General features: G+C 58.7%; 31 protein-coding genes. 7 read left to right on the plus strand and 24 right to left on the minus strand.

All coding sequences use genetic code 11. The annotated features are described in order from the left end of the window. Positions 1-5: 5 nt before the first annotated feature. On the minus strand, positions 6-866 hold the full coding sequence (locus ACN0XM_RS08695) for a LysR family transcriptional regulator (RefSeq protein WP_417566531.1): 861 nt from the start codon (positions 864-866) through the stop codon (positions 6-8). A gap of 191 nt (positions 867-1,057) precedes the next feature. Between ACN0XM_RS08695 and ACN0XM_RS08700 the strand changes: the two genes are divergently transcribed. Further along, entirely contained in the window at positions 1,058-1,333 is a 276-nt protein-coding gene (locus ACN0XM_RS08700; protein ID WP_417566532.1) for a hypothetical protein, read from the plus strand. Here ACN0XM_RS08700 and ACN0XM_RS08705 read toward each other — a convergent pair. The 5 genes from ACN0XM_RS08705 to ACN0XM_RS08725 form a co-directional block, all read right to left on the minus strand. Beyond that, the gene (locus ACN0XM_RS08705; RefSeq protein ID WP_417566533.1) at positions 1,330-2,235 is read right to left on the minus strand and encodes a homocysteine S-methyltransferase family protein; all 906 of its coding nucleotides are present in this window, start codon (positions 2,233-2,235) and stop codon (positions 1,330-1,332) included. The genes ACN0XM_RS08700 and ACN0XM_RS08705 overlap by 4 nt on opposite strands. A 10-nt stretch (positions 2,236-2,245) precedes the next feature. Beyond that, on the minus strand, positions 2,246-2,686 hold the full coding sequence (locus ACN0XM_RS08710; RefSeq protein WP_417566534.1) for an alkyl sulfatase C-terminal domain-containing protein: 441 nt from the start codon (positions 2,684-2,686) through the stop codon (positions 2,246-2,248). Beyond that, positions 2,658-2,978: a hypothetical protein gene (locus ACN0XM_RS08715; protein ID WP_417566535.1), complete on the minus strand. Its 321-nt coding sequence runs from the start codon at positions 2,976-2,978 to the stop codon at positions 2,658-2,660. Before ACN0XM_RS08715 ends, ACN0XM_RS08710 begins: the two co-directional genes overlap by 29 nt. A 222-nt stretch (positions 2,979-3,200) precedes the next feature. Continuing rightward, positions 3,201-3,524, minus strand: coding sequence for a hypothetical protein (locus ACN0XM_RS08720; protein ID WP_417566536.1), 324 nt, complete (start codon positions 3,522-3,524; stop codon positions 3,201-3,203). A gap of 19 nt (positions 3,525-3,543) precedes the next feature. Then, the gene (locus ACN0XM_RS08725; RefSeq protein ID WP_417566537.1) at positions 3,544-4,644 is read right to left on the minus strand and encodes a mandelate racemase/muconate lactonizing enzyme family protein; all 1,101 of its coding nucleotides are present in this window, start codon (positions 4,642-4,644) and stop codon (positions 3,544-3,546) included. A 173-nt stretch (positions 4,645-4,817) separates the two neighbouring features. On the opposite strand from ACN0XM_RS08725, the gene ACN0XM_RS08730 reads away from it, so the two are divergent. After that, positions 4,818-5,021 (plus strand): DUF3185 family protein, encoded by a 204-nt coding sequence (locus tag ACN0XM_RS08730; protein ID WP_417566538.1) that lies wholly within the window; start codon positions 4,818-4,820, stop codon positions 5,019-5,021. A 29-nt stretch (positions 5,022-5,050) separates the two neighbouring features. Here the strand turns inward: ACN0XM_RS08730 and ACN0XM_RS08735 are convergent, their stop codons facing one another. Next, entirely contained in the window at positions 5,051-5,452 is a 402-nt protein-coding gene (locus tag ACN0XM_RS08735; RefSeq protein WP_417566539.1) for a DUF2784 domain-containing protein, read from the minus strand. A gap of 156 nt (positions 5,453-5,608) precedes the next feature. Between ACN0XM_RS08735 and ACN0XM_RS08740 the strand changes: the two genes are divergently transcribed. Both ACN0XM_RS08740 and ACN0XM_RS08745 read left to right on the plus strand, forming a co-directional pair. Further along, positions 5,609-6,271: a maleate cis-trans isomerase gene (locus tag ACN0XM_RS08740; RefSeq protein ID WP_417566540.1), complete on the plus strand. Its 663-nt coding sequence runs from the start codon at positions 5,609-5,611 to the stop codon at positions 6,269-6,271. A 131-nt stretch (positions 6,272-6,402) separates the two neighbouring features. Next, the gene (locus ACN0XM_RS08745; RefSeq protein ID WP_417566541.1) at positions 6,403-7,410 is read left to right on the plus strand and encodes a zinc-dependent alcohol dehydrogenase family protein; all 1,008 of its coding nucleotides are present in this window, start codon (positions 6,403-6,405) and stop codon (positions 7,408-7,410) included. An 11-nt stretch (positions 7,411-7,421) separates the two neighbouring features. Here ACN0XM_RS08745 and ACN0XM_RS08750 read toward each other — a convergent pair whose 3' ends face one another. From ACN0XM_RS08750 to ACN0XM_RS08825, 16 genes are all read right to left on the minus strand, one after another. Then, positions 7,422-7,877: a DUF4112 domain-containing protein gene (locus tag ACN0XM_RS08750; protein WP_417566542.1), complete on the minus strand. Its 456-nt coding sequence runs from the start codon at positions 7,875-7,877 to the stop codon at positions 7,422-7,424. 26 nt (positions 7,878-7,903) lie between these two features. Continuing rightward, positions 7,904-8,551: a DsbA family oxidoreductase gene (locus ACN0XM_RS08755; protein ID WP_417566543.1), complete on the minus strand. Its 648-nt coding sequence runs from the start codon at positions 8,549-8,551 to the stop codon at positions 7,904-7,906. A 122-nt stretch (positions 8,552-8,673) separates the two neighbouring features. Continuing rightward, positions 8,674-9,660: a hydrogenase expression/formation protein HypE gene (gene hypE, locus ACN0XM_RS08760; RefSeq protein WP_417566610.1), complete on the minus strand. Its 987-nt coding sequence runs from the start codon at positions 9,658-9,660 to the stop codon at positions 8,674-8,676. Positions 9,661-9,712: 52 nt separating this feature from the next. Then, positions 9,713-10,819 (minus strand): hydrogenase formation protein HypD, encoded by a 1,107-nt coding sequence (gene hypD / locus ACN0XM_RS08765; RefSeq protein ID WP_417566544.1) that lies wholly within the window; start codon positions 10,817-10,819, stop codon positions 9,713-9,715. Next, positions 10,816-11,082: a HypC/HybG/HupF family hydrogenase formation chaperone gene (locus ACN0XM_RS08770; RefSeq protein WP_417566545.1), complete on the minus strand. Its 267-nt coding sequence runs from the start codon at positions 11,080-11,082 to the stop codon at positions 10,816-10,818. Before ACN0XM_RS08770 ends, hypD begins: the two co-directional genes overlap by 4 nt. Then, positions 11,055-13,391 carry a carbamoyltransferase HypF gene (gene hypF / locus ACN0XM_RS08775; RefSeq protein WP_417566546.1) on the minus strand — a complete coding sequence of 779 codons (2,337 nt, stop codon included), beginning with the start codon at positions 13,389-13,391 and terminating at the stop codon, positions 11,055-11,057. The genes ACN0XM_RS08770 and hypF overlap by 28 nt, the downstream gene beginning before the upstream one ends. Further along, the gene (locus tag ACN0XM_RS08780) at positions 13,388-13,669 is read right to left on the minus strand and encodes a hydrogenase/urease maturation nickel metallochaperone HypA (RefSeq protein ID WP_417566547.1); all 282 of its coding nucleotides are present in this window, start codon (positions 13,667-13,669) and stop codon (positions 13,388-13,390) included. Before ACN0XM_RS08780 ends, hypF begins: the two co-directional genes overlap by 4 nt. After that, complete coding sequence (locus tag ACN0XM_RS08785) at positions 13,662-14,141, minus strand: hydrogenase maturation protease (RefSeq protein WP_417566548.1); 480 nt, start codon at positions 14,139-14,141, stop codon at positions 13,662-13,664. The genes ACN0XM_RS08780 and ACN0XM_RS08785 overlap by 8 nt, the downstream gene beginning before the upstream one ends. Then, complete coding sequence (locus ACN0XM_RS08790; protein ID WP_417566549.1) at positions 14,134-15,423, minus strand: Ni/Fe hydrogenase subunit alpha; 1,290 nt, start codon at positions 15,421-15,423, stop codon at positions 14,134-14,136. The genes ACN0XM_RS08785 and ACN0XM_RS08790 overlap by 8 nt, the downstream gene beginning before the upstream one ends. Continuing rightward, positions 15,413-16,195 carry an oxidoreductase gene (locus ACN0XM_RS08795; RefSeq protein ID WP_417566550.1) on the minus strand — a complete coding sequence of 261 codons (783 nt, stop codon included), beginning with the start codon at positions 16,193-16,195 and terminating at the stop codon, positions 15,413-15,415. The genes ACN0XM_RS08790 and ACN0XM_RS08795 overlap by 11 nt, the downstream gene beginning before the upstream one ends. A 1-nt stretch (position 16,196) precedes the next feature. After that, a complete protein-coding gene (locus tag ACN0XM_RS08800; RefSeq protein WP_417566551.1) occupies positions 16,197-17,027 on the minus strand; it encodes an FAD/NAD(P)-binding protein in 831 nt (276 codons plus the stop codon). Beyond that, the gene (locus ACN0XM_RS08805) at positions 17,024-17,494 is read right to left on the minus strand and encodes a cyclic nucleotide-binding domain-containing protein (protein WP_417566552.1); all 471 of its coding nucleotides are present in this window, start codon (positions 17,492-17,494) and stop codon (positions 17,024-17,026) included. The genes ACN0XM_RS08800 and ACN0XM_RS08805 overlap by 4 nt, the downstream gene beginning before the upstream one ends. Then, positions 17,491-18,627, minus strand: coding sequence for a 4Fe-4S dicluster domain-containing protein (locus ACN0XM_RS08810; protein WP_417566553.1), 1,137 nt, complete (start codon positions 18,625-18,627; stop codon positions 17,491-17,493). The genes ACN0XM_RS08805 and ACN0XM_RS08810 overlap by 4 nt, the downstream gene beginning before the upstream one ends. Before the next feature lie 102 nt (positions 18,628-18,729). Next, on the minus strand, positions 18,730-19,161 hold the full coding sequence (locus ACN0XM_RS08815; protein ID WP_417566611.1) for a DUF3010 family protein: 432 nt from the start codon (positions 19,159-19,161) through the stop codon (positions 18,730-18,732). 37 nt (positions 19,162-19,198) lie between these two features. Next, positions 19,199-19,543, minus strand: coding sequence for a PBPRA1643 family SWIM/SEC-C metal-binding motif protein (locus tag ACN0XM_RS08820; protein ID WP_417566554.1), 345 nt, complete (start codon positions 19,541-19,543; stop codon positions 19,199-19,201). Positions 19,544-19,671: 128 nt separating this feature from the next. Continuing rightward, positions 19,672-20,319: a glutathione S-transferase family protein gene (locus ACN0XM_RS08825; RefSeq protein ID WP_417566555.1), complete on the minus strand. Its 648-nt coding sequence runs from the start codon at positions 20,317-20,319 to the stop codon at positions 19,672-19,674. Positions 20,320-20,576: 257 nt separating this feature from the next. Between ACN0XM_RS08825 and ACN0XM_RS08830 the strand changes: the two genes are divergently transcribed. Continuing rightward, entirely contained in the window at positions 20,577-22,103 is a 1,527-nt protein-coding gene (locus ACN0XM_RS08830) for a M28 family metallopeptidase (RefSeq protein WP_417566556.1), read from the plus strand. A gap of 55 nt (positions 22,104-22,158) precedes the next feature. Here ACN0XM_RS08830 and ACN0XM_RS08835 read toward each other — a convergent pair whose 3' ends face one another. Next, complete coding sequence (locus tag ACN0XM_RS08835; RefSeq protein WP_417566557.1) at positions 22,159-22,926, minus strand: NAD(P)-dependent oxidoreductase; 768 nt, start codon at positions 22,924-22,926, stop codon at positions 22,159-22,161. 212 nt (positions 22,927-23,138) lie between these two features. Between ACN0XM_RS08835 and soxC the strand changes: the two genes are divergently transcribed. Next, a complete protein-coding gene (gene soxC, locus ACN0XM_RS08840) occupies positions 23,139-24,419 on the plus strand; it encodes a sulfite dehydrogenase (RefSeq protein ID WP_417566558.1) in 1,281 nt (426 codons plus the stop codon). After that, on the plus strand, positions 24,406-24,996 hold the full coding sequence (locus ACN0XM_RS08845) for a c-type cytochrome (RefSeq protein ID WP_417566559.1): 591 nt from the start codon (positions 24,406-24,408) through the stop codon (positions 24,994-24,996). The genes soxC and ACN0XM_RS08845 overlap by 14 nt, the downstream gene beginning before the upstream one ends. Positions 24,997-25,144 lie beyond the last annotated feature (148 nt).

The following is a 25,144-nucleotide window of genomic DNA, read 5'->3' on the forward strand; positions in this document are numbered from 1 at the left end:
GTTATTCAGCGTAGACTCTGGAAAGCATCTTTCACATGAGAAGCAAGCGCGTCGTTAACGGGATTTGAACCCCGCCGTACCAGCGCCAGCTGATAGAAGCCGATTTCCGGCAGGGTATCACCGGCTACCTCTTTCAGAGGCGGACGGATCAGGCTTTGCGGAAACGGGGCCACGGCAAGGTCTGCCAGCATAGCGGCCTCCTGACCGGAACAATGCTCGCAGGTGTACGCAATCCTGTAGGGGATACCCGCTCTGTCCAGTGCCCGCAGCGTCATGCGCCGCCAGGCACAACCTTCATGGGCCATGGCAATCGGCAGCGGCGAACGCTGGTAGGCCGAAGACCCCTCCCGCCCGGCCCAGACCAGCGGTTCTTCGTGGACCACCTCACCCCGGGGAACACGCCCCTCATCGGCCACGGTCACCAGAGTCATATCCAGTTCACCGGCGTCCAGACGAGCCAGATTCTGTTTACTGGAGCCGACCACGACGTCCACAAGCACTGCTGGATAGGATCTGGCAAACTCTGCAAGGACTTCCGGCAGAATCCGGGTACCGACATCGTCAGAGGTGCCAATACCCACCTTCCCCTCAAGAGTCGGCGAAATGAAATACTGCACGGCTTCTTCATTCAGGCGCAATAACCGGCGCCCGTAGTCGAGGAGAACCTCCCCTTCTGCGGTCAGAGTGGCTCGCCTGGGTTCACGGATAAACAGGGTTTTCCCAAGGTTCTGCTCAAGCTGTTTAATCTGCATGCTGAGGGCCGAGGGTGTTCGGTGCACGGCTTTGGCGGCACTGGTAAACGTGCCATGTTCCGCAATGGCGACAAAACTCCGGAGCACATCGTTATCAAGCAGAGGCATATTCATCGGCGGACCTTACGGGTAGGTTTTTGGCCTGCAAGTGCCTTAAGCATAGCTGAACGAGATCTTAAATTCTTTTCGTTTGATTGAAAGGAAAGAGGATACGAAACTACGTCTTGTAGGCACCCGTAAGCGAGTTACACGACGTCTCCAAACGAGCTGCTGCAAGCCATTCATCAACAGTCGGGGCCGTAAACATGTTGAAGAGCACAGAGCATCACGCAAACTCTGCAATGCAGCCGATTACCTCCTGGCTTGAGGGATATTCCAGACGCCAGCAATTCCGGCGAATGGCGGAGTCATTGCTGAAAGAAAAAGATGATACGCTTTCGGATCTCGGCTACGACCGCCATGATCTGGAAGGCGCCCTGCACCTTCCAATCCGGAACGACGCCATGCAATACATCGAAGCACGTCGTTCCAAACGGGCCATGGAAGCACGCAAGACAAAAGGTCCCCGATTGGCCGGCTAATTGCCGGCCAACTCAGAGAACCGCACCAAGTTGTAGTCGCCCGTCAGTACATCGGCCAGCTGACAGATGTGCTCGGGTGTAATTTCACAGCAGCCACCCACAACTCTGGCACCATCTGCCAACCATTGTTTCACCTGCAATGCATAAGCCCCCGGAGAGACGTCCGGCCTGGTTTCCAGTTCGTCCACCAGAGCACCTCCGGCCATCGGCTCAACGGTTTTGAACGCGTTAGCGTATCCGCCAGTGCACGGAAACCGTCCCGCAAGCTCAGGTATTGCCCGCGAAATCACCTCAGGATCACAGCAATTGAGCATGATCGCTGTTGGCCCGAACGGTTTAACCGCTTCGACAGCCTCTCCAAGCGTTTCGCTTGAGCGAAGCTTGCCATCCGACTCCAGCCGGAACGCCACCCCAAAGGGCTTACCTGATTCACCGGCGGCGGCACAGGCGGCTTTCGCCTCAAGGGTGTTGGTCATGGTTTCAATGAGGAAGACATCTGCGCCGCCCTGCAGTTTTACCAGAATGTCGAACTCCGACTTCAATTCATCGAACGTCCGGGCGGGCTGGCCCCGATAGCTGCCAACCAGAGGCGGAAGGCAGCCGGCAATATCAACGTCTGCGCCGGTTATTGCGATGGCGCGTTCCAAAACCTCGAACGCTCGTTGATGTATGGCCCCTATCTCGTCGCCAAGCCCTTCTCTGGCCAGTCGCGAGGGCGTTGCCGCATAGGTGTTCAGTGTCAGGGTCCGGGCACCTGCCCTGATAAAATCAGCATGAACATCGGTAACAACGTCCGGCTGCTCTCGCATGACCGCCACCGACCAGAGCAGTGACGTAACATTTATGGCCCTGCGGTAGATTTCCTGGCCCAGGCCGCCATCGAGAAGTGCAACAGATTTCATAGAGTACTCGTCAGGGTGTAACGATATTGAACCGGCCCTGAGGCTTGTCCAACATACTGAAAAAGCCTATCAGGTCGAGCCTGCTTCCCTCAAAGCTGATCTCGTCACTGAACAGAAGTTCCTTCAGGCCGGCCCGGCCGATCAACAGATCTACAAACAGTGGTCGGGTCAATCTCAGTGTCGCGTCAGCGGGAGTGGCCTCACTAACCAGATGGTTGTGCAGTACCGAATGTTTCAGCGTCAGCAGATAACTTTCCTGCAGATCCGTAAAGGTAATCTTGATGGTGGTGCTCTCGCCTTCTGCGTCCTCGGCCTTCAGCCGCACCGCCATGCTGTCGAAGAAGAGCGCCACCGGAGTATTAAGCAGGACTTCTCTCATCATGGCGGGGCCCGCAATAACATTCTCGCCGGTCGCTTCTTCCTCAAAGCCTTTGGGCGCGATGATGCGCAATATTGCTCTCGATAAGGGACATGTTCGCCAGATCGTAACCCCGGATCTGGTAAAGGCCATCGGTGACTTTGAATAAACCGTGGATATTATTCAGGGCCGCCTGGCGCCAGAGGCTGGGGTTCACCGAAGCCGGTGCATTCTTCCCTTCACCATCGATGAAGGCATAGTCCGGCATGTTCCAGACCGCACCACCATTGAGATGATCAATCACCAGGTTCGGGTCCTGGGCAATCAGACCACGCCACGCATTCTCAAAATCGTGGCGGTTGGCAAAGGGCCGTTGACCAAGCACCTGCGAATTTGCCTGGACGGTTGCGGCCGTTGGCGCACTGTGCCCGGCGCGGTTGACGTGAGATGACGAATCCGGACCGGCATCACAGCCGGCGATGGCCAACAATATACAGAAAAGGGGAACAAGGTGAGCCTTGCGACATAAAACCATCAGAGAACCCATTGATCTGTTGTTATTGGTCGCCCCGCGTTTCCTTCAGCATCGGCAAACGTTCTGATTCCGTCAGGAAAAATAGTCGTAGATCCAGTCAAAGAGCTTTCCGGACGTCAAATCACTCAACGCCATCTGCTGAAAATCATCACCCACTTCATCTTCTATGGTCACGAACTGGTACAGAAGATTGCCGGGCTGCTCATCGTGAAGGATCAGCGTGATACGCCGGCGGGTGCGCAAACAATCGATGGTCATCACATCCGCTGGAATACCGGCGTCACGCATGCCCCGGCGAACCTCCACAACCGGATTGATGTGTTCGTGGGTTGCCTGAATACGGGCATGGGCATCACTGGCAAGGTCGGAAAGGGTCTTCAACGGATCGTCAGGCATGAGGGTAAGCTCACTCCGGTCATTCATAGACATCATGCAAAGTAAGCATTGTGAAGTCCGGGACCACGCCGAGTCCAGGCCGGTCACTGAGGGTCATCCGGCCGCCAGACACCTCCGGAGCGCCGGTCGCCAGCTGAGTCGTATTGTAATTGTGAAGGTCGGTCGTATTGAGCAGGGCTCTTGACGGCGTACTCGCCGCCAAGTGGGCATAGGCTGCAGTTGCGATTCCACTGCCCCAGGCGTCCTCAATGGTCATCGATATTCCCGCGTCCACGCACACATCCCGAATAACGCGGGACGGTGTCAGTCCACCGAACTTGCTAACCTTCAGCGCAATGGCGTCCATGGCGTCATCCCGCAGGGCGCGCTGAAGATCGCCGAGAGAGTTCAGGCTTTCATCGAGCTTGATCGGGTGGCGCACCCGGTGCCTCAACGACAGACACTCCTCATACCCCCTGCAAGGCTGCTCCAGATACAAATCCACAGATTCAACGGCCCGGGAAAAACGCAGTGCCTGATCCCGGCGCCAGGCGGCATTCATGTCGCCTATCCAGACCTCATCGGGCTGCTTGACGTTGCTCAGAGTCCGGACCAGGTCGATGTCCTCCTCAACTCCATGGCCGAGCTTGATCTGAATGTGGCGGAAGCCTTCCGATCGGTATTGGCACAGCGACTCCTGCATCTCCGCCGGGGTCGCCAGGGGAACAATCCGGTGCAGCGGCATGGAAGGCGTCTGAAGCCCCCCAAGTAGGGTATAAACCGGGAGGCCAGCTGCCTTACCGAGAATGTCCCAACAGGCGATATCAATCGCTGCCTTGGCAACGGCCTGACCGGTAAGTGCCTGATTCATCCGCTCGTGAATAGAGGAAATTTGCCTCGGATCTTCTCCGAGCACGGCGGGAGCCAGCATGGACAGACAGGCGGGAATTCCCTCGGCAAACGCTGGCATATAATTGGGACCGCAGGGGCACACCTCGCCATAGCCTTCCAGTCCCGAGTCCGTAGTTAAAACGACAACGGTGCTGGTGAATTCCTGATGGGAGCGGCCGCCTGCAAAGGCATAGGCCTTACCGGTATATTCAAGATCTGCAGTGTAGACAGCAATACTGGAGATACGCATGGTTCCCCTCGGGTTCTGCCCGTGAAAATAAGTTACGGAACATCCAGTCGAAGTGTAGCCCCTCAAACCCAATGTCGCGCTGAGCAATTAACTGTTGGAAAAGCCGGAATCCGATGGCAAGCTTCCCTGAACTCAGAAGGCTGCGCACAATCGCGCATAACAAGGAGAATTGAATGGGAAGTTCGAAACTGATCGGTATCGTTTTATTCGTGGTTGGCATTGGGCTGCTCTATTTCGGCTACCAATCAACGCAGTCTCTCGGCAACCAGCTGACCGAGACAGTCACAGGTCGCTTTACCGACGATACCATGTGGTACCTGATTGGCGGCGCCGCCGCGACTGCCGCGGGCGTTTTTCTGACATTCTTCAAGAAATAGATCTACCCGGGTTTTCCGGCAGATCCCCGCTAGCCCCTGTGGCGACTGGGCCTGACCAAGAACCAAGCGGCCAGGACCAGCGCCCCGAAAACCGTGTAAACCAGAATAAATACCCAGTCCGGGGCGCTGTAATACAGGATGGATTGCAGCCAGTACTGGATAAACGATCCCTCGTAGCCCGACTCACCGGCCTTTGCCCGAAGGGCCATCTCCCAGGCTGTGAGCGGGCATAGCACGCCCAACCAGGATTGCAGAACGACGATAGCGATTACAATCAGATGGCTCACGCGAAACCAGAAATTATGCACCCACCGCCATCCGAAGAAATACCCAGCCAAAGTTGTTACCAGTCCCAGGATCACGAAGGCCACCAGCATCGCGTGCAAGATCAGGAGCAGGTCCGCCGCCACCACAAGCCACTGGCTTTCCATAACCAATCTCCAAAACTGTCGTGTTCTCAGTTTTCGTCTATTGTAAAGGCACGTCAATCACTGCCAGTGAGAGAGCGATCAATGAGCCACGCATTACCTCCAGCCAGACTCGGATTCCTCTACCCAGGCCACGCGGCTGAGGATGATTATCCGCGGATGGCTTCCATGATAGAGCCACCGGCCCAGGTCACTCTTGTCCACACCGAGTTTCTGGAAGATGCTCACACCGTTGAGGCGCTCAGTGAAATGGGCAGTATCAGCCGACTTTCCAAAGGCGCCGAAGGCCTTGCCGGCTCGGGCATTGAATCGGTGGTGTGGACCTCCACCAGCGCCAGTTTCGTTCTTGGCCTGGACGGTATACGCCAGCAGATCGAAGCTCTTGAGAAACTTCTCGGTGTACCCGCATCCACCACAGCCATGGCGTTTGCCAGAGCGGTCAAAGCCATTGGCGCAAAGCGGGTGGCCATTGCCGCCACCTACCCGGAGGATGTTGCGCAGCGATTCCGGGCGTTCCTCAACCATTTCGATATTGAGGTGGTGCATCTTGCAAGCCGTGGCATCTTAACGGCGGCTGAGGTCGGCACACTGGGCAAAGATGACGTAATCGCCTTTGCGCAGGCAAACACCCGCAAGCACGCCGACGCTCTGCTCATTCCCGACACCGCCCTTCACTCCGCCGCCTGGCTGACCGATCTGGAAGAGGCCACTAAAGCACCGGTGCTGACGGCCAATCAGGTCAGTTTCTGGGAGGCCCTGCGCCTGTGCGGAAAGCTGGCGACCCAGACTGGACTGGGGCGGCTGTTTGAGTCGGTGCCGTGACCAGAGTTTGAGGCAGACTGGACTTACCCTTCGACCGGCCAAGAATTCGACCAAGTCAGCCAATTCATGATCCAATCTGCCTTAATAAGGCTATCCTAACCCATTGATGAACCAATAACGGAGGTTAGACCATGAAACTCGCGACGCTTTCCCATCCAGGGGGGCTGGAACAATTGCAGGTCATCAACGGCCCAGAGCCTTCAGAACCGGGCCCCGGGGAAATACGGGTCCGGATTCACGCCAGCTCCCTCAACTATCATGATTACGCCGTAGTCGCTGGCGCCATACCTACCGAGGATGGCCGCATCCCGATGGCTGACGGCGCGGGTGTGGTTGAAGCGGTCGGCGTCAACGTTAGCGAATTCCAGATTGGGGACCACGTCGTCTCTACCTTCTTCCCACAGTGGGAAAACGGCCCGGCACCCATCGACAACTTCACCACTACACCAGGCGATGGCCAGGACGGCTATGCCCGTGAGCAGGTCACCCGCCCAACAAACTGGTTTACCCACGCCCCTGAAGGCTACAGCCACGCGGAAGCCGCAACACTCACCACCGCAGGCCTTACCGCTTGGCGGGCTCTGGTCGTTAACGGCGGCTTAAAAGCGGGCGACACCGTGCTCACTCTCGGTACCGGTGGCGTGTCCATTTTTGCCCTGCAGTTCGCCAAAATGATGGGCGCTCAGGTGATATCAACCTCTTCATCCGACAAAAAACTTGAACGGCTGAAGACCTTGGGCGCTGACCACACCATCAACTACAAAGCCATACCCGCCTGGGGACAGCGAGTGCTGGAGCTCACCGGCGGCCTGGGGGTTGATCATGTGATTGAAGTCGGTGGCCCGGGAACACTGCCCGAATCCATTGACGCTGTGCGCATCGGCGGACATATCTCTCTGATTGGCGTCCTGACCGGACGCGCAGGTGAGGTTCCAACCGCAAAGCTCATGGCAAAACAGGCTCGCCTCCAGGGCCTTATCGTGGGAAGCCGGGCACACCAGCAGGAAATGATCCGTGCGTTAGAGGCAAACAACATGCACCCGGTGATCGACCGCGTCTTCCCCCTGGCGGAAATTGCGGATGCATTCCGCTACGAAGAGTCGGGCAAGCACTTTGGCAAAATCTGCCTGGAATTCTGAATAAACCCGACTTAGAAGACCAGTGTCAGGCCACCGGCAATAGCCCCTAACAGAATGGAGAGCCAGAGGACGGCCATCCACGGGAAGGACGGCGGCGGTGGCTCCACCGCCAGCTGCGTCTCCAGGTAGTTTCGCAGCAACCGGGTGTTGCGAATATTGGCTTTGTAAACGACATCAAAAGCATCGCCCACGACCGGCAGCAGGCCACCGACAAAATCGAGACCTATATTGCGCAAAATACGTAGCTTGACATCCTTGCTCGCTCCGGCCCGATGAGCCTCAACCAGAACGTAACCGGACAACACCAGGCCCGCCGCGTCTCCCACTACCGGCAGCAAACCGATAATCGACTCCGCGCCAATCCGGACTCTGGTAAAGGGTATACCCATACTGTTGTCGGTAAACCGACTGAACTTGTCCAGTCGCGCCAGTATGGCCCGCTGTCGGGCTTCGGAAGCTTTTGGCATTTCATCTCCCGTGCGCGACGCGGACTTCACTCAGACTTTGCCCCAATCTCCTCGAACGCCTGCACCAGGGCACTGGGCTCCTGAGCTCCGGAAATGAGGTATGTGCTGTTCACGATAAATGCCGGCACGGCTGAGACGCCCGCCTGCTGATAGGTGGCTTCGTCGTCCCGCACCATTCGGGCGTAATTATCAGAATTCAGCACTTCCCTGGCTTTGGCCGGATCCAACCCCAGACTCTCAACGCAGCCAACCAGAACATCGTGGTTGGAAACATCCTCTGCCCTGCCGAAATAGGCCTCGAACAGCGCCTGTTTCATCTCAGTCTGCCGGCCCTGCTCGCCAGCCCACTTCACCAGACGATGCGCATCGAAGGTGTTACAGGTGAATCGCTCCTGCATCTTCTCGAAGTGGAGGCCGAGATCCCTGGCGATTGTCATCATCTGGTTCTGGGTGGCACGCATCTCTTCCTCGCTGCGCCCATACTTTTGCGCCAAAGCCGGCAGGATAGGCTCACCCTCGCCGCTGTGGTCCGGATTCAGTTCAAACGCATGCCATTGAATGCTGAACTCATAGTCTGACGTGAGCTGACCCATGGCCTGCTCCAGGCGGGCGTAGCCTATTGCACACCAGGGGCATGCGATGTCGGAAACGATATCGATGTGCATCTTTTTCATAGAAGATCCTGTCAGTTGGAGCTCTTCGATTATCTGCGGCTCTTGTTGCCGGATTGCAAGAGATGGAGAAGTAGCCTAACACGATGGCTTGCGTAGACTCTTCCCCTGGCACATACGGGGGCTTAGCAAATACGGGGCAGCTGTTCGCCGGAGAGCCTGTCGATGACCCGGCTGGCACCAATCATGCTAGATGCGGTAACCAGGCCGGCGGCACCCTCGACAAAATGGCCGATTTCAACGGCCGCCTCGCTCACCGGATACCTCCGGAGCACATCCAATGCCCGGGCAACATCCTGTTCGGCCACGATGGCGATAAAGCGGCCTTCGTTGGCCACATGCAGTGGGTCCAGGCCCAGCAGCTCGCAAAAGGCAGACACATCTTCGCGAACCGGGATATCAGCCTCACGGATTTCCGCCGCCAGCCTGGCACTTTCCGAGACTTCCACCAGGGCACTGGCCAGGCCTCCGCGGGTAAGGTCACGGAGACAACGCACGTCTATTCCCGCTTCCAGCAACGCCAGGATAGGCGGCGCGACCGAAGCGCAGTCGCTCTCTATCGCCGATTCCAGGTCAAGCTTCTCCCGCGCAGTCATTACCGCAACGCCGTGCCGGCCCAGATCGCCACTGAGCAGAATTCGGTCCCCGGACTGCACCCTGGCGGGTTCCACCGGCTGAAGCGCCACAACCTGCCCGACTCCGGCGGTGTTGATGTACACGCCATCGGCTTTGCCGCGTTCCACCACCTTGAGGTCACCGGTGACGATGTGCACGCCAGCTTCGACGGCAGCGGCTGCCATGGAATCAACAACCCGGCGCAAGGTCGCCAGCGGCAAGCCCTCTTCGAGAATGAAGCCGGCACTCAGGTATTGCGGCCTGGCGCCGCACATGACGAGGTCGTTGACCGTGCCATGCACCGCCATGGCTCCGATATCAGAGCCGGGGAAAAACAGCGGCCGCACGACGTAGGAGTCCGTCGTAAACGCCAGCGCGCCGGGCATATCTACCACGGCACCGTCATGCTGCTTTGCCAGCCAGGGATTATCGAACGCCGGACGAAAAATACCATCCAGCAACTGAGCCATCGCCCGACCGCCACCGCCATGGGCCATTTTCACCACATCATGATCATCGTTCGTCGGCGGGCAATGACCGTCGCAGTCGTTATTCACGGGTTGCACCTCCATTCGGCCGCCGGTAACGGTAGTAGGCGGCGCAGGCGCCCTCGTCGGATACCATTGTCACCCCGAAGGGGCGTTCCGGAGTGCAGCGGGAGCCGAAGGCGGGGCATTGGTCTGGGCGGATTTCGCCCCGCAAAATCGCCCCGCTGAGGCACTCGCCCTGCGCCTCAGCCTCGCCGTTCACTGTGCCAAAACGGGTTTCGGCGTCGTAGAATCTGTAGGCAGGCGACAACCCCAGACCACTGTCAGGAATATCCCCCATGCCCCGCCATTGCCTGGGCACCACCTGAAAGACCGCCTGAATCACGTGCTGGGCCATGGCGTTCCCCGGGCGACCGACAGCCCGGCTGTACTGGTTTTCAACAAGGCTCTCACCCTGCTCCAGCTGACGCACACAGCGGTAGACTCCCTCCAGGATATCCAGCGGTTCAAAGCCGGTCACCACAATCGGAACACCGTGCGCCCGGGCAATGGGTTCATACTCTTCATACCCGGTGATCGCGCAGACATGGCCGGCAGCGAGGAAACCCTGAACCCGGTTACCCGGGCGCTGCAGCAAGGCGCGAATCGCCGGCGGCACCAGCACTTGTGAGACCAGCACCGAGAAATTCTCAAGCCCCTCCCTCTGGGCAAGGTAGACCGCCATGGCATTGGCCGGGGCTGTGGTTTCGAATCCGACGGCAAAGAAAACGACGTCATGCTCCGGGTTCTGCCGGGCCACCGTCAGCGCCTCAAGCGGCGAATACACCACCCGGACATCCGCCCCCTGCGCCCGGGCAGCGGCCAGGTCTGAGTGCGCCCCGGGCACTCGCAGCATATCGCCGAAAGTGCAGAGGATAACGCGCGGCAGCGCGGCTATTTCCAGGGCCTTGTCAATGTAGGCGATGGGAGTCACACACACCGGGCACCCGGGTCCGTGGATCAGGGTGATCGCTTCCGGCAGCAGCTGATCAACTCCGAAGCGCACGATGGCGTGGGTCTGCCCCCCGCATACCTCCATGAGAGTCCAAGGGCGGGTGGTAATACGGGCAATGGCATCGGCATACCCCCGGGCCGCGTCAGCCGTGCGATATTCGTCACGATACTTCATCGCGGCGCTGGCCTCCCTGATTCCGGGTCGTCCGTTTCCTGTTCGAGGGTCTCGAGATACTCGAAAACGCGTTCAGCCTCATGCGGGTCCACAATGGTAATGGCAAATCCCACATGCACCAGCACATAGTCCTGCTCTCGCACATCCGGCACGTAGGCCAGATTGACCGACTTGACGATGCCGCCGAAATCGACGCGCCCCTGACGCGTGAGTGGATCGTCACCGTCAATACTGATCAATCGCCCCGGCACGGCCAGACACATGGCGCCTCCCTGCCCTGAAGAACCCCGGCCGCCCAGGCCAGCTGACCCACCGCCAGACCGCCATCATTGGGCGGCAGCCGGCACGGCCAGAACACCTGGAACCCGGCGCCCTCCAGTGCTGTTATTGTCAGTTCCAGCAGGCAGGCGTTCTGGAAACACCCACCAGCCAACACAACTCTCGACAGCTTAGCCTGTTTTGCCACCGCCACAATGGCGTTGACCAATCCGTGATGAAAGCCCGACGCTATCCCGGATACCGGTCTCCCCTTCTGAACGTCTTCCAACAATGCGGAAATCGCCGGGGCCCAATCAATTTGCCAGGGGCCGGCAGCATCCGGTGCCGACAGCGCGAACCGGTATGGAACCCCGTCGTCTTCGGGGCCCAGCACTGCCTCCAGTTCGCCCGCTGCCTGCCCCTCGTAGCTGGTCTGCTGGCAGATCCCGGCCAGCGCCGCTACGGCGTCAAAAAGCCGGCCCACACTGGAGGTCTCCGGCGCGTTCAAGCCTGCCTTGAGGGATTGAATCAACAGACGTCTTTCCACTTTGGAAAAGCTGTTCATCGGGCGCACGGCCTCGCACTCCACAACCTGCTCACCCATCAACGCGTATAGCAGCCCGAAGGCGCAACGCCGGGGTTCTCTCATGGCCATCTCGCCACCTGGTAACCGGAAACGCCGCAGATGCGCTACGCGCTCGTAGCCTTGTGAGTCCAGGCGCAGGAATTCCCCTCCCCACAAGGTGTTATCGTCGCCAAGCCCACTGCCGTCCCACGCCACCCCGAGTACCGGCGCACTGACTCCATGCTCAGCCATTACCGCCGCTATATGGGCCACATGATGCTGGACAGCGCAGGTTTGCTGACCGCGGGCCTGGGCGTAGCGCGTTGTATGATAGTCCGGATGGCTGTCGTGCGCCCAGTGCCGGGGCAGGGTGGCAAACAGTTGCTGAAAATCAGCCATAGTGCGGTCGAGTGCTTGCCGGCTCAAGATACTGTCCATATCGCCCAGGTGCTGGCTCAACACCACCCCCGCGCCGGTGCTCAGGGCCACGGCGGTTTTCAGGTGACCTCCGGTGGCGCCCCAGCCGGGGGGCAGCTGAATGGGCAGGACCAGGTTGGGTGAATACCCACGTGCACGTCGAAGCAACTGCGGATGCCCCGCCACCACCCGGGCCACGGAATCATCCAGGGGACGCAAAATGGGACGATCGTGAACCAGAAACCCGTCCGCCAGGTCACCCAGTCGCACCAGCGCTTCCTCGTTGTCGATAGTAATTGGTTCGCCACTGCGGTTACCGCTGGTGGCAACAATGGGAAACCCCAGCTCGGCGAGCAGGAGATGGTGTAATGGGGTACAAGGCAGCATCACACCCAGATCTGCCCTGCCGGGTGCAATATTGGACGCCAGATCATGGTTAGGTGCATGGAGCAGGACAATGGGCCGCTCAGCCCCGGTGAGCAACAGGCTTTCAGGCTCAGAGACCGGGCACATCTGCTGGACAGCCGCCAGTGAACCGTACATGACAGCCAGCGGCTTTCGTGGCCGCCCTTTGCGCGCGCGTAATGTCTGCACCGAATGGCTGTTGCGGGCATCTGCAAGTAACTGAAATCCACCCAGCCCTTTAAACGCGATGATGTCCCCGGACCTCAGGCGGCGGACCGCCTCTGACAATGCGGCCTCACCTGCCGCCAGAATACGGCCGTCACGGTGACAAAATGCGATACGCGGACCGCATTCCGGGCAGGCATTGGGCTCAGCATGAAAGCGCCGGCTGTGCGGATCCCGGTACTCCGCCAGGCAACGCGAACACATTCGAAAATGCTTCATCGCCGTGCGGGCGCGATCGTACGGCAAACTCTCAATCAGGCTGAAACGGGGGCCGCAGTCGGTGCAGTTGATGAACGGATATCGGTAACGCCGATTATCGGGATCCTGCAGCTCTTCGGTACACTGACGGCAGGGCGCTGTGTCCGCAGGTAACCGGGTTGTTGCTGCGCCCTCCTCCTCACTCTGGCGTACGCAGAACGCCTGAAGCGCCTCTAGCCTGGCCAGCGGTTGGGCACAGACCTCCTCCACCCAGGCATTTTCCGGAGCCTGTTGCTTGAGCGCATAGACCAGGTTCTGCAATGCCTTCGGATGACCCTGAGCCTCAATGATCACGCCCTCCGGGGAATTACCGACCCATCCCGTCAATCCCAACCCTGTCGCCAGGCGGTAGACGAAAGGCCGAAAGCCAACGCCCTGCACCACACCGAAAACGCGAACACGCCAACGAACTGGCGAAGCCTGCGCCCGGCCTCTGTCATTCATGGGCCGGCCCCACTCTCCGTTTCCAGCTCCAGGCTCTGCAACAGGACATCCTGGGCATTGGGGTGATTGATGTCATCAGACGTTTCAATCCGAAGATGGGCCTGGTCAGCGCAAGTACCGGACGCCTCCTGACGGAAGTGATCGGTGAAATGTTCCGACGACATGTGGCACAGTGCGCCCAGCCATACCGCAACCTCCACCACCCGCTCGGCCTCTTCGTCCGCGCACAGCTGCTCCACCCTGTGAATCAGGTTCCGGACCAGCGCCGTTTCATGCATCACCACGCTCCCGTTCAATGGCATCAATCACCGCCCGAGTCACTCCAGTAATCGTGTCCGCAACGGGTTCTGACAGCCCCTCACCCGGCTCGAAGCTGGCCGCCTCCACCGCGAATACCCGGCATACCGGAGGCAGTACTTCGAGGGCGCGCGCCAGTTCGATCGCCTCAGACAACCCCAGCGCGTGGGACGAAAACGCACCGCCCAGGGCTGGCAGCGGCGCGGCGCTGGCATCGAACTCCCGCAGGTGCCCCGGCTCCAGCCCCATGACAGCAGCATCGACCAGATACACCGCTTCGGCGCCCGTCATCAGGTCCACGAGCCCGGCCACTTCACCGCTGTGCTCAGTCACGTCGACGGTTTCCGGCAAACAGTTGGCGAGGGCATTCGCCACCAGCGGCCCAAGGGCATCGTCCCCCCGATCCCGGTTGCCGATACCGATAACCCGGACAGGCGGAGGAACATTACTCATGGCGGACGTCCAGTTTGAGAAAGTGCGTTGCACAGGAGATGCAGGGGTCGTAGTTGCGGATAGTCTGCTCACAGCGTTCGCGGAGGGTATCGGCCGGTAAATCGAGCCAGCCACCCACCAGTTGCTTCAGGTCGGCCTCGATGCTCGGCTGGTTCTGTGCCGTGGGCGGAACAATCTGCGCCTCGAGGATGCCACCCTTGTCATCAAGCCGGTAACGGTGAAACAGCAGACCGCGTGGGGCCTCGGTGCAACCGAAGCCTTCCGAGGCCTTCGGCTCGGCCGGTTCGAACGGTCGCTCAGGTTCCTGGTATTCGGCAATCACCCGCAAAGCTTCATCGCAGGCATACACAACCTCGACACTGCGCACCACAATGCTCTGAAACGGGTTGTTGCAAGTGGCCCCCAAACCAGCCTCTTTCGCTGCTTCCCGGGCCAGTGGGGAGAGCTGGTCAAAATTGAGGCTGTAGCGGGCGAGGGGCCCGACCAGATAACACTCGTGCTCGCGCAAGTGTGAGTGCAGTGCCGTCGAGCGCTGAACGTGGGACTCCACAAAATGGCGATTGTAATCCGCTACAGCGATATCCAGCCCACGATTGGAAACAATACGCCCGAGGTTCATGGCGTACTCGCCCGGATGGTGCAGTGCGACCAGATGATAGTCCCGTTCAGCCTCTGGCATGTCCAGCCCGGCCGTCCAGCGCACGGTTTCCAGGGCGTCCTCCCGGGCCTGTTTCAGGGTTTCGGCCAGAGGCTGCAGCTCCTTGCGGGTCGGCGTTCGATAGAATCCGCCCACGCGCACATTGATGGGATGAATCTCTCGGCCGCCCACCAGGGCCATGATGGCATTGCCCGCCTTCTTCAGGGACAGACCCCGTTTGACAATGTCCGGATAGTCCCTGGCCATGTCCACCGCCCCGGCGTACCCCAGAAAGTCCGGGGCGTGCAACATGTAAATGTGCAAGGCGTGGCTTTCGATCCACTCCCCGCAGTACAACAATCGGCGCAATGCCCGCAGCGGGCCGTCCACCTCGATACCCAGCGCGTTCTCCATGGCATGGACCGCGCTCATCTGATAAGCCACCGGGCAGATACCACAGATTCGGGCCGTCACATCGGGCGCTTCCGCAAAGTCGCGTCCTCGCAGGAACGCCTCGAAAAAACGCGGAGGCTCAAAAATACGCAGTTCCGCCGCGCTCACCTTGCCATCCCGGACGGTCACATTCAGGGCACCTTCACCCTCGACCCGCGCCAGGTAGTCCACCTTGATGGTCTTACGACTCATGACGTTCACTCTCCTCCCGGAACGGGTCCGCCCAGGCGTTGAACGTCCGGTAAAAGCGAAGCCGCTCGGCCCGGCCCATACCCAGCTGATCCAGTCGGTCACTCAGCGCAGGCGCGTTGGGATTTTCCTTCGGCCCATAACAACCGTAACAACCCCGATCGTAGGAGGGACACAAGGCATTGCAGCCGCTGTGAGTCATCGGTCCGAGACAGGGCGTCCCGTGGGCCACCATCACGCAGACATTGCCCTTGAGCTTGCAATCCAGACACACGCTGTGGGCCGGCGTGACCGGTCGCCGCCCACAAAGAAACGCCGACACCACCTCGAGCAACTGATGCTTGCTGATGGGGCAGCCACGCAGTTCAAAATCCACGGCCACATGGTCGGAAATCGGTGTGGAGGTGGACAGGGTTTCAATGTACTCCGGGTGCGCGTAGACGGCGGCCAAAAAATCATCAATATCGGCGAAATTACGCAACGCCTGAATGCCGCCAGCCGTGGCGCAGGCCCCGATGGTCACCAGCGTTCGCGAGCGCTGGCGCACGTCCCGGATACGCTCGGCGTCATGGGCGGTCGTAATGGAGCCCTCCACCAGCGACAGATCGTAAATACCACGAATACTGCCGCGGGTGGCCTCCGGAAAATAGGCAATATCGACGGCCCCGGCGACCCGCAACAATTCATCCTCACAATCCAGCAAACTCAGTTGGCAGCCATCGCACGACGCAAACTTCCAGACGCCAAGCCGTGGCTTGTGATCCGGGCGCGCCATGTCAGAACTCCTTGAGGCTCAGTAAGCCGCGGAGCCGATCCAGCGATAGCACCGGTCCGTCTTTACAGACAAACGTCGCTCCGAACTGGCAGTGACCGCAGTGTCCGAGTGCGCATTTCATATTTCGCTCCATCGACAGATAAATCGCCTCGTCGTCAACGCCGGCATCCCGCAGTGCATTGACCGTGAAACGCATCATGATTTCAGGGCCACACACCATTGCCACGGTATCTTCAGGGTCGAAACCCAGGGTTGGCACCAGAGCGGGAACAACCCCGACCTTACCCTGCCAGCCGCTGCCGGCATGATCCACGGTTATATGGACCTCAAAATCCGAACGCTTGCGCCACTCCTCCAGTTGCGCGGAATAAAGGATATCCTGGGGACTACGGGTGCCATAGAGCAGGATAACCCGACCGTATCTCTCCCGATGACGCAAAACGTGATAAATGACCGGTCGTAAGGGTGCCAATCCCAGGCCGCCGGCCACAATCAGCAAGTCCGCACCCTCCCCTTGCGTCATTGGCCAGCCGGCACCGAATGGACCACGAAGACCAACGGTGTCCATCGTTTTCAAGGCCACCAGTTTCCTGGAAACCGGCCCCACCGCCCGCACCGTATGAACCAGCGCCTCCGTCTGTTCAGCGTCACCACTCAGACTGATGGGCACCTCCCCCACACCGAACACATAGAGCATATTGAACTGGCCCGGCAAACCAGGTCGTGCGCCGGCCGGCCCTGGCTCCAGCTCCAGTGTCCAGGTGGTTTCCAATTCCTGCTGCCGGCGCAGAACCCGAACCGGTCGGGGAACCATCGGATCGTCTGAAATCACTGGGGCGGCTCCGGAGCACCATAAACATCCAGAACCTGCATTTGTGTCGCGTGCAGCCGGCTGGTCAGAATGGGCAATAATCTTTTCAGGACTTCGTAACCCAGCACCGGATCATCGTCGCACTTCTTTCTCAGGCAATGGGCGTCAATCGCGATGGCCCGTGTCAGCGTGATGGCGCGTGCATCATAGGCCCAATGATAGGGGGGCAGAATCCAGGATACGCCCGCCAGGTCGCCGTCATGGAGTGTCTGAAAACTGACCGCAGGCTTGCCCGGCACAGTCATTTCCAGAGCCACCTGCCCATAGCGGATGAGGTACAGGTGATCGGCGTCTCCGCCTTCGCGAAACAGATAGTCCCCTGGATTGAACCTGACATTGCGGGCACAGCCACACACCAGATTGCAGAAATCGCTCTCCAGGCCCCGGAAGAACGGATGCTCGCACACGATCTGGGCAATGCTTTTCATTCCCTTTCTCCCGATGAAACATCATCGTGAATGGCGCGAACTTCCTCTGTGATATCGATGCCAACCGGGCACCAGGTGATGCAGCGGCCACACCCCACACAGCCTGAGGTGCCGAACTGATCCACCCAGGTAGCGAGTTTGTGGGTCATCCACTGGCGGTAGCGGGATAAGGTCGAGTTACGCACACTACCGCCGTGAATATAGGAAAAATCTGACGTGAAACATGAGTCCCACCGGCGACTGCGCTCTGCACTGGCGCCTTCCAGGTCCGACGTATCTTCCACCGTGGTGCAGAAGCATGTCGGACACACCATGGTGCAGTTCGCACAACTCAAACACCGGTCGGCCACTTCGGCCCAGCGCGGGTGTTCCAGGTTATCCATGAGTAAGGCAGGAATGGCGGTTTGTGGCATGCTCCGGCCCATCTGGCGCCGGGTGTTCTCCACCACGTCAGTTGCAACAGCGTGATGCGCGTCTGTCGCAGGCTGCCGCGGTAACCCGGCCAGAATTGCCGCGCCCGCCTCTGAGCCGGATCGAATAAGGAAAAGGTGTTTGTCGTCGGCCAGAAGCTCGGTGAGCACAAGGTCATACCCGTCTCTGACGTCAGGTCCGGTGCCCATGGAATCGCAAAAGCAGGTGCCTCCAGCGTCGGAGCAGTTGATCGCCACCATAAAAGCCCGCTCACGACGCGAGCGGTAATGGGGGTCGGCATAGTCGTCCCCCAGCAATACACGATCCTGGATTCCGATCGCTGCCAACTCACAGGCGCGCACCCCTAAGAACGCGTATCGGGGCGGATCATTTCGGACAGGAGCAAAGCGCAGTTCGTCTCCGTTACGAGTCGCCTGCCACAAGGAAACCTTCGGTGGGTGAAGAAAACGTTTCCAGCTATGGGGGCCCACGGCATAGCCGAACAATGCCTCATCCGGCCGCCGTTTCAGTCGGTAATGACCACCATCCTGTTCATCCGTCCAACCGGCGGGAAGCTCTTCGGTGCGGGCGAGCTCATCGTACACGATAGCCTGGTCGCGAACAGTCGGTCCTACAACGGTATACCCGCGCTCAACCAATGCATCCAGCAAACACTGCAAGCCTTCCCGTGTGATGACCGAGGCATCGCCAACATTGTCCATAAGGAAACCTTCCCTGATTGCCAATCAGCGAACAAAGAATCCACTGACTGCTCACTACAAGCTTTGGCAAGGGAGGGGGTTTTGTCAACGATGGGGAAGCGGCTATTTCGCCATGTGAGCCACGTACGCGGCGGTAAAGGCCGTTTCCTGAAAGGCCTTTAATCCGGTCTCCGCAAACGGGATGGGCAGCGGGTTGGCAGCCAGCGTGGATTTGATCAGCGCAGGTGGAAGCAACCTGACGTCCAACTCGGCGCCAGGAATCAGCTGAATGGCTGCCTCCAGCTTGAAGCTGATGGCGCCACCGGCAAACTTGCCCTTCGGCATCCGCTCCTTGATCGCAACGCTGCTCACCCCATGCTCAACCATCAATTCAGAAAATGCCGCCTGGAACTGTTTCAGGTCTTCACGGGTGTGGTTTTTGGCCAGCGACAGCTTGCGTACCTTGCACTCCGGCAAGCTGAACTGCCCTCGATCCAGTTTCAGCAGACACAGCACCGCATCGCTGCCGGTCAGTTCCACTCCACAAATAATCATGGTTTTGCGCTCCTTGCTCTCAATAGCCTGATCGCTGTCAGCCACAGCACTTCTTGAATTTAAGACCACTGCCGCAGCTGCAAGGATCATTTCGGGAGGGCAATTTCACCGTGGTAACTGTCGCCCCTTTATTCAGAAGTGCAGTCAATTCGGCGATGGATTCGACAGCCTCCTCGCGCGCATCAACCGTAATATTCGCATGCAGCTTGGCCTCGGCCACCAGGGCTTCAATCTCTTGCTTGCGCGCTTCACTGGTAACCACCAGCGTTAACGGGAACTTCTTGCTGCCACTCTTCTGACTGGCATTGGTCTGGAAACCGCCGTACGCGGTGTGGTGCTGGCGCGCATCCTGCCGGCCTTTGAAGAAAAATTTGTCTGACATGCTGAAATCTCTGATGAACGGAAGAGTGCCCGGGTGCTCAAAAAAGTCCGGGCAACCGCTGGGCGAGACGTTTTAGCATGCTTATGGAATTGGATATATAGGCAGAAGTGGATATTTCATGGCGCCCCCTAGTCCTCGCCTGGTAAGTCCCCCGCCAGTTCGTCATCAACTGCCTTCGCTGCAACAAGGGCCGGACGATTGACCAGCCTGGCCACATAGGTTTCAAACTCCGGCCGCCTGGGAATCGAACCAAACTCCATGCCCCACATAAGATGTGAGCCCACGTAAACATCTGCAGCGGTGAAACGGTCACCGGCCACATAGTCTGTTGCTGACACCGCAGTCGCCAGGGTATCAATGGTTCTTTCGTAGGTGCCGTAGCCAACCATCCGTTCCTGGTCCTTGCGAACGGTGACCTTCAGCACCCGATCCATAACGGCCGCTTCCAGGGGGCCGGCTGCAAAGAATAGCCAGCGATAGTAGGCTGCGCGGTCCGGCAAGTCTGGTGCCAGGCCCGCATCGGGAAAGGCATCCGCCAGATAGGCGCAAATGGCAGCGCATTCCGTTACTACCCGGCCCCGGTGGACAAGCGCCGGTACCTTACCCATGGGGTTTATGGCCAGGTAATCGCTGGCTTTCATCTGGGTGTCGTAGTCGACCAGAACCTGCCGATAGTCCACTCCCAGTTCCTCCAGCATCCAGCGAACGATCCGTCCGCGGGACATGGGGTTGGTATAAAACACGAGATCACGCTCGCCCGATTCGGTGATGGCCATGACAGCGCTCCTTGTCAGAGAAAATCATCCGTAGAGTCTAGTCGAAAATTGCCTGCTGCCCCGGGAACATAACCCGGGCAATGCCGCTCCCGCGCCAATTGGAGGCAAGCCATGACGGTCCATCAAAGATCCTATGACCGAAACTGGCGGTATCCCTCTAAGCTGATACGCTTAATTCGCCACAGAAATCTCTGCGGCGCGAAAATGCGAGTTGTTTCCAGGGAAAGATAAAAACAAATCAGCACGGAGCACCATTCATGTTAAAAACACAGCCAAGACGTTCACCTCTGGCCATAGCTGTGATCGCAGCTACGGCCGGCTTACCCGCCTACGCAGCTACCGGCGTCGAGACCTACACACTCCGGGAAGCCGTTACCGTGGAAGGGGTTAGGAGCCACCAGGCCGCCTTACAGGCAGCCGCGGATGCCCACAATGGAACCCGTGAGGCCTCCTCTCCCGGCTACCAGGCGTCCGTGGACTACGTAGTCGGGCAGATGACCGCTGCAGGGTACGACGTTACCATTCAGGAGTTCGACTACCCATTCTTCGAAGAGATCAGCCCCGCGACGCTGGAGCAGTTGGCGCCCACTCCAACCGTTTACGAGTACTTTGGCGACAATGGCTTTGCCACCATGACCTATTCCGGTAGCGGCGACGTAACAGCGGTTGCAGAAGGAGTGGATCTGGCCCTGCCCCCCGCCACAGACGCCAATACCTCAACCAGTGGCTGTGAGGCTGCCGATTTCTCCGGCTTCACGGCCGGAAACATTGCCGTGGTCCAGAGAGGTTCCTGTTCCTTTGCTCAGAAGGCCCAGAATGCCGAAGCTGCGGGTGCCAGCGGTGTGATCATTTTCAACGAGGGTCAGCCCGGGCGAAGAGACAACTTCCTGGGGACACTCGGGGGTCCGGGTATTACGGTACCGGTGGTCGGGGCCGCGTTCGAGGTCGGAGTTGAGCTCGCCGCCGGTGGCGTTGAAGTCAATCTGAGTGTGGATGCCAGCTCGGAGATCCGCACCACATCAAACGTCATCGCCAACTCGCCTGAGGGCCGTGATGATCGCGTGGTAGTGGTTGGAGCGCACCTGGACTCAGTAGCAGAAGGGCCAGGCATCCAGGATAACGGTAGTGGTTCGGCCGCCATACTGGAAACCGCGATCCAGATGGCAGAACAGCACATCAGCCCCAGAAACCAGGTTCGCTTCGCCTGGTGGGGAGCGGAAGAAGCTGGCTTGCTGGGCGCACAATACTATGTTGATCAGTTGAGTGATCGTGAAATCAAGGACATTGCGCTGAATCTCAACTTCGACATGATCGGCTCGCCCAACTTCGTCCGCTTCGTCTACGACGGCGACGGTTCAGATACCCCCCTGGCCGGCCCGAATGGCTCCAAAACCATCGAAAGCGTCTTCCTTGAGTACTTTGAGGAAGTGTCCTTACCGGTCGAGCCTACCGCGTTCGATGGCCGTTCCGATTACGGACCGTTTATTGCCGTTGGCATCCCGGCGGGTGGATTGTTCACCGGTGCGGAGGGGATCAAAACTCCGGACGAAGCCGCCCTTTACGGTGGCACTGCAGGTGAACAGTACGACCCCTGCTATCACCTGGCCTGCGACACCTTTGACAATATAAGTCTGCAAGCGCTTGATGAGATGTCCGATGCGGTCGCACACTCCGTGTTGACCTTCGCCATGACCACCTCTGCCGTGAACGGAACCGACAAAGGCAAAGGGCTTGGCAAGATCAAGAACGACATGGAATACCGTGGTTCGCGCCTCTTGAAATAACCCGAACCGTCAGGCAGAGCGATCAGGGACTGTCGCTCTGCCTTTTTGCAAGGGCCTAACCAAGCTTTTCCAGGTAGTCGAACACCGCCGCAAAATCATCACGGCCGTGGCCGGCGCGGTTGGCCTGTCCATAGACCGATTTGGCCAGACCGGCCAGGAACAGCGGCTGTTTCTGTTCGTAGGCGGTCACATCCAGAAGCTGCAAATCCTTGAGCATCAGCTCCAGCGGGAACTGGGCCTCGTAATTACCCTCCTTGATGAGCCCTGCCTTACCCTTCAGGAAGGGCGCTGTTACCGGCAGATTCGGCAAGGTATCCATCAGGAAATCCCGGCTGAATCCAAGTTTTTCCCCCAGCAGGGCAGTTTCGGCATACACCAGCATGCTCTGGGCAAGCAACGCGTTCACCAGCATCTTGAAGGCACTGCCCTGACCGGCCGGCCCAACGTGGAGAACTTTCTGGCCCATGTTCTCAAGCAACGGCCGAACCTGATCAATGTCGGAGGATTCCCCCCCAAGCAGGAACGTCAGATCACCCGTTTCTGCGGGCATTTTTGTCCCCGCCACTGGCGCATCAAGGAAGCGCAAGCCCCGGGCGCGGGACCGTTCATTGCATTCGCGGGTATAGGAAGGATTCACCGTGGAGCAATTAACCCAGAGCGCGCCCTCCCTCATGGCGCCGATAAAACCATCATCGCCAAAGGCAACCTTTTCGACCACTTCCGGAGCACTGAGCATGGTGAACACTACGTCCGCATCAGTCACCGCATCCCGGGCAGAATCCGCCGCCTTCGTCTCAACTTGGCGGTACCAACTGAATTGCATCGCAACTACGCAAGGCAACCCTGCAAGAAAGAAACCTGTCCCACTTCGGCATCCTGTTTGACAGGAATCAGGACCACTGCTAACCCATTAATAGGCATCTGATCAAAACTTGTACAGGGCTTGTCAGCCGGTGCTGTTCCGGCAATCGATGACGGACCCTGAGCATCTGGTGCAACGGATTGGCCGCAGTAAAAACAACGAGGGAATGAACTATGGCTAAGGATAACAGCACGGATGGACAGCTAGAACGAAGACAATTCCTCAAACGGTCCCTGGGCGTGATAGGGGCAGCCAGCTTACCTTTACCAATCAGTCAGGCACTGGCAGCGAGTGATGCAGGCGCAAACCGGGCACCCAATGTGCCGGAATGGAGCCTGGTACAGGGTGAACCTATCCTCTCACCATCCTATGGCCGGCCTTCCAGATTTGAGGACGGTGTCGTCCGTACACCCACGGACCTGACCCCCACCAAAACATCTTCCTGGAGTTTTACCCCCTTACAGGATCTGAACGGCACCATTACTCCCAATGGGCTGGTCTTTGAACGTCATCACGGCGGGGTTCCGGATATCGATCCGGAACAGCACCAACTGATGCTGCACGGTATGGTTGATAAGCCGATGATCTTCGACATGGCGGAGATCAAGCGTTTCCCCCAGGTCTCAATGAAACGTTTCCTGGAGTGTTCCGGAAACACTCTGACCGAATGGAAAAAACCCACCGGCAAGACGGTTCAGGACACTCATGGCCTGCTCAGTTGCTGTGAATGGACAGGTGTACCCCTGTCGACACTTCTGCGGGCCGCCGGTGTCCGGGATAAGGCCTCGTGGATTCTGGCAGAGGGAGCCGATGCCGCCGCGATGACCCGCAGCATTCCTATGGAAAAGGCCATGGACGATGCGCTGGTGGCCTATTCACAGAATGGCGAGGCCTTACGGCCCGAGCAGGGCTATCCTTTGCGGCTCATCCTGCCTGGCTTTGAGGGCAATACCCAGATCAAATGGCTGCGCCGGCTTGAAGTCAGTGACGCTCCTTATATGACCCGGGAAGAAACGTCCAAATACACCGATTTGATGCCGGATGGAAGCGCCCGTCAATTCACCTTCGTCATGGAAGCCAAGTCGGTTATCACCTTCCCCTCGGCGGGGCATACCCTTCCGGAAAAGGGCTTTTACGAAATCCGCGGGCTTGCCTGGTCTGGCCGAGGCAAGATTACCCGGGTGGACGTTTCCACCGACGGAGGTCGAAACTGGACTCAGGCAACAATCGAAGGACCGGTGGAGCCCAAGGCACTGACGTCATTCCGGCTGCCATGGCGTTGGCAGGGTGGCAGCGCGCTTTTGCAGAGCCGGGCCATTGATGAAACCGGGTACGTCCAGCCCACCCGTCAGGCGCTTATTGACGTTCGAGGTCTGAAGTCGGTTTATCACCTGAATGCCATACAGACATGGGAAGTCAGCTCTGATGGAGGGGTCAGCAATGTTCACGTATAAAACAATCGCATCTATCGTGCTTGTGTCCCTGGCCGGGACCGGCACGATTATGGCCCAGGATGAAGATTACGGACTGGGCCGGGAAGCCACCGATCAGGAAATAGCCGGCTGGAACATTGATGTGCCACCCAGTGGAGAGGACTTACCTGACGGCTCCGGAAGCGTGGCTCAGGGCAAAGAGGTCTTTCAGGCCCAATGCCAGAGTTGTCACGGTGCAGACGGTCAAAGTGGGCCGATGGACCGGCTGGCAGGCGGCCAGGGCACGCTGGCAGGTGAGTCTCCGGTCAAAACCGTGGGCAGCTACTGGCCCTATGCCACCACACTCTACGATTACGTCCACCGTGCCATGCCGTTTAACTCGCCACAAAGCCTCTCGCCCGATGAAACCTATGCGGTAACCGCCTATGTCCTTTATCTCAACGGCATTGTGAAGGAAGACGCGACCCTCGACGCCGACTCCCTTCCCGAAATCAAAATGCCCAACCGGGGTGGATTCACCCACCCAGATCCACGGCCGGATGTCGACGCTGAGGCCTGCATGAACAACTGTCAGAGTGGAGAGGGAGAAACAAGGTAAGCGGGAGTCTGTTTCAGAATAAACGAAATCAAAACGCCCCTGGTTTCAGAGGCGTTTTGGTGGGAATTTTGATGAGAGCCCTGCCCCGGTATTCCAGGACCACGATTGACCACCACCCGACAGAGCACGCAAACTGATGATCGAACCT

The organism is Marinobacter sp., assembly GCF_048269445.1.
Lineage (GTDB): Bacteria > Pseudomonadota > Gammaproteobacteria > Pseudomonadales > Oleiphilaceae > Marinobacter.

Bases quoted from the DNA above. Each gene is read 5' to 3' on its own strand.
- ACN0XM_RS08835 (WP_417566557.1), bottom strand. From the start codon at position 22,926: ATGCAATTCAGTTGGTACCGCCAAGTTGAGACGAAGGCGGCGGATTCT.
- ACN0XM_RS08725 (WP_417566537.1), bottom strand. From the start codon at position 4,644: ATGCGTATCTCCAGTATTGCTGTCTACACTGCAGATCTTGAATATACC.
- ACN0XM_RS08730 (WP_417566538.1), top strand. From the start codon at position 4,818: ATGGGAAGTTCGAAACTGATCGGTATCGTTTTATTCGTGGTTGGCATT.
- hypD (WP_417566544.1), bottom strand. From the start codon at position 10,819: ATGAAGTATCGTGACGAATATCGCACGGCTGACGCGGCCCGGGGGTAT.
- ACN0XM_RS08825 (WP_417566555.1), bottom strand. From the start codon at position 20,319: ATGGCCATCACCGAATCGGGCGAGCGTGATCTCGTGTTTTATACCAAC.
- ACN0XM_RS08755 (WP_417566543.1), bottom strand. From the start codon at position 8,551: ATGAAAAAGATGCACATCGATATCGTTTCCGACATCGCATGCCCCTGG.
- ACN0XM_RS08815 (WP_417566611.1), bottom strand. From the start codon at position 19,161: ATGATTATTTGTGGAGTGGAACTGACCGGCAGCGATGCGGTGCTGTGT.
- ACN0XM_RS08790 (WP_417566549.1), bottom strand. From the start codon at position 15,423: ATGAGTCGTAAGACCATCAAGGTGGACTACCTGGCGCGGGTCGAGGGT.
- ACN0XM_RS08735 (WP_417566539.1), bottom strand. From the start codon at position 5,452: ATGGAAAGCCAGTGGCTTGTGGTGGCGGCGGACCTGCTCCTGATCTTG.
- ACN0XM_RS08820 (WP_417566554.1), bottom strand. From the start codon at position 19,543: ATGTCAGACAAATTTTTCTTCAAAGGCCGGCAGGATGCGCGCCAGCAC.
- ACN0XM_RS08805 (WP_417566552.1), bottom strand. From the start codon at position 17,494: ATGAAAAGCATTGCCCAGATCGTGTGCGAGCATCCGTTCTTCCGGGGC.
- ACN0XM_RS08695 (WP_417566531.1), bottom strand. From the start codon at position 866: ATGAATATGCCTCTGCTTGATAACGATGTGCTCCGGAGTTTTGTCGCC.
- ACN0XM_RS08780 (WP_417566547.1), bottom strand. From the start codon at position 13,669: ATGCATGAAACGGCGCTGGTCCGGAACCTGATTCACAGGGTGGAGCAG.
- hypE (WP_417566610.1), bottom strand. From the start codon at position 9,660: ATGGCCCATGGCGGTGGCGGTCGGGCGATGGCTCAGTTGCTGGATGGT.
- ACN0XM_RS08770 (WP_417566545.1), bottom strand. From the start codon at position 11,082: ATGTGTCTGGCCGTGCCGGGGCGATTGATCAGTATTGACGGTGACGAT.
- ACN0XM_RS08830 (WP_417566556.1), top strand. From the start codon at position 20,577: ATGTTAAAAACACAGCCAAGACGTTCACCTCTGGCCATAGCTGTGATC.
- ACN0XM_RS08705 (WP_417566533.1), bottom strand. From the start codon at position 2,235: ATGAAATCTGTTGCACTTCTCGATGGCGGCCTGGGCCAGGAAATCTAC.
- ACN0XM_RS08810 (WP_417566553.1), bottom strand. From the start codon at position 18,627: ATGGACAATGTTGGCGATGCCTCGGTCATCACACGGGAAGGCTTGCAG.
- hypF (WP_417566546.1), bottom strand. From the start codon at position 13,391: ATGAATGACAGAGGCCGGGCGCAGGCTTCGCCAGTTCGTTGGCGTGTT.
- ACN0XM_RS08700 (WP_417566532.1), top strand. From the start codon at position 1,058: ATGTTGAAGAGCACAGAGCATCACGCAAACTCTGCAATGCAGCCGATT.
- ACN0XM_RS08740 (WP_417566540.1), top strand. From the start codon at position 5,609: ATGGCTTCCATGATAGAGCCACCGGCCCAGGTCACTCTTGTCCACACC.
- ACN0XM_RS08750 (WP_417566542.1), bottom strand. From the start codon at position 7,877: ATGCCAAAAGCTTCCGAAGCCCGACAGCGGGCCATACTGGCGCGACTG.
- soxC (WP_417566558.1), top strand. From the start codon at position 23,139: ATGGCTAAGGATAACAGCACGGATGGACAGCTAGAACGAAGACAATTC.
- ACN0XM_RS08745 (WP_417566541.1), top strand. From the start codon at position 6,403: ATGAAACTCGCGACGCTTTCCCATCCAGGGGGGCTGGAACAATTGCAG.
- ACN0XM_RS08795 (WP_417566550.1), bottom strand. From the start codon at position 16,195: ATGGCGCGCCCGGATCACAAGCCACGGCTTGGCGTCTGGAAGTTTGCG.
- ACN0XM_RS08720 (WP_417566536.1), bottom strand. From the start codon at position 3,524: ATGCCTGACGATCCGTTGAAGACCCTTTCCGACCTTGCCAGTGATGCC.
- ACN0XM_RS08785 (WP_417566548.1), bottom strand. From the start codon at position 14,141: ATGAGTAATGTTCCTCCGCCTGTCCGGGTTATCGGTATCGGCAACCGG.
- ACN0XM_RS08845 (WP_417566559.1), top strand. From the start codon at position 24,406: ATGTTCACGTATAAAACAATCGCATCTATCGTGCTTGTGTCCCTGGCC.